1 protein-coding gene is annotated in these 1637 nt (G+C 66.0%); it reads right to left on the bottom strand.

From position 1 onward, the window contains the following. A partial coding sequence (mobF, locus tag G3T14_RS24075; protein WP_246733539.1) for a MobF family relaxase occupies positions 1–1573 on the bottom strand: 1573 nt, incomplete at its 3' end. Between the last annotated feature and the right edge of the window lie 64 nt (positions 1574–1637).

Raw genomic sequence — 1637 nt, 5'->3', positions numbered from 1 at the left:
GCGCCTCGCTCCAGAGCGCGATGGCGCGCGCTTGAGAGGTGGCTGCCCCCGAGACGAGTTCGATCCGGTCATGCCTTGCATAGGCCCGCAGACCCGCCTCGACGTCGCCGCGGGCCATCAGGGTCGAGGCGGCGCGTTGCCAGGGCACCTGCTGCCGGCGGACTTCGGCGAGGGTTGCATGACGACCGAGCACGTCGACCACGGACCGCAGAGCGCTGGCTCCGGCGACGGATGCCAATTGACGTCTATCGCCCAGAAGAATTGTGCGACCGCCACCGTTCGGCGCCGCCGCCACGGTCGAGAAAACGAAGGCTAGATCACGCGTACCGATCATCCCGGCCTCGTCGCACAGCACGACCGTGTCGGCGGCGAGCGCCGGAATCCGTCCGTGTTCGAGGTCGTAACGCCATTTGGCGATGGCGAAGGTCTCGATCCCGGTCGAGGCTTTGAGTTCGTCGGCAGCGGTCCAGCTCGGCGCCAGACCGATGACAGTCAGTCCTGATTTTTGCGCCGCCTCTACGATGACCTTGGCGGTGGTCGTCTTGCCCGTCCCGGCACCGGCTTCCAGAACCGTGACACCGGCAGCATCGGGGCTGGTGACATGCGAGACCGCGTCGCGCTGTTCCTGCGAGAGCATCGGTGAAGCGGCCAGCGCCGCGCTCACGATCTCCGGCCGGAAGCGCGCCCCCGTCACAGGACGATCGGCAGCACGCAGAAGTGTAGCTTCTGCGGAGGCGATCCCTGGCGTCGTCCAGCACGCGTCACGGTCGTCGGCGACCAGACGCAGAAGCTGGCCTTGCGCCTCTAGATCCGCGAGCTCGGCTCGGACTGCCGCGATCCCGATTCCCTGCAACGCCGCCTCGTCGAGGGCCTGCTCGATCAGGCTCTTGCGGTCGAGGACGTTCTGATGCCGGAACAATTTGGAGGCCGCGCGGGCCACTGGTGTCTCGCCGACGATCTCAGGTGGATCGAACATGATGTCCTGCTCGGCATCCCGGTCGTGCTCATACTCTGCCGCGCGAACCGGCGTGTTGGCTGCTTGCCGGACGGCCGCCCATGGATCAATCTCGAACGGGACGAGTTCGTCGCGCCAGCGTGCCTCCAGCGCCGTGCCGGTCGGAACATCGGCTTTGGCGCCACGGGTTGCCAATGCCGCGATCTCCTTCTGGGCTCCGGATGCCGAACCGCGGTCACCGCCAATGGCCACCTCGATCGCCGCCGAGCGTTTCGAGAACGCCGCGATCACCTCCTCCGGGATGCCACGGATCTCGAACTGACCCTGTCCGGCTCCGCGTAAGGACACGCCGAGTTCGCGGGTGAGGCGCTCGGCCAAAGCCGTTCTGAACGCACTGCCGATCACGACCTGCCACGAAAACAGTCGCTCCGGCTCGAGGGTGCGATGTTTGCTATCAAGAGATGCAGCCACGTTCAATAGCACGCAGTGTGTGTGGCAATTGGGATCACCAGCCCGGGTCGTATAGTGATTGAACCGCGCGACCATGAGGTCCGTCGGATTCTCGCGGCGATATCCGCCGGCACCCAGCCTAACCTCGACCAGCTCTTCGTCGCGCAGGAACTCCAGCGCTTCCGTGACCGCGGCGGCATGAATCGCCTCCAGTTGGGCTCGCTGGTTGGCG

Origin of the sequence: Methylobacterium sp. BTF04, assembly GCF_010692745.1 — a bacterium.
GTDB lineage: Bacteria > Pseudomonadota > Alphaproteobacteria > Rhizobiales > Beijerinckiaceae > Methylobacterium.
Note: the sequence above shows the minus strand (reverse complement) of the source record. Positions and strands in the feature narration are given on the sequence as shown.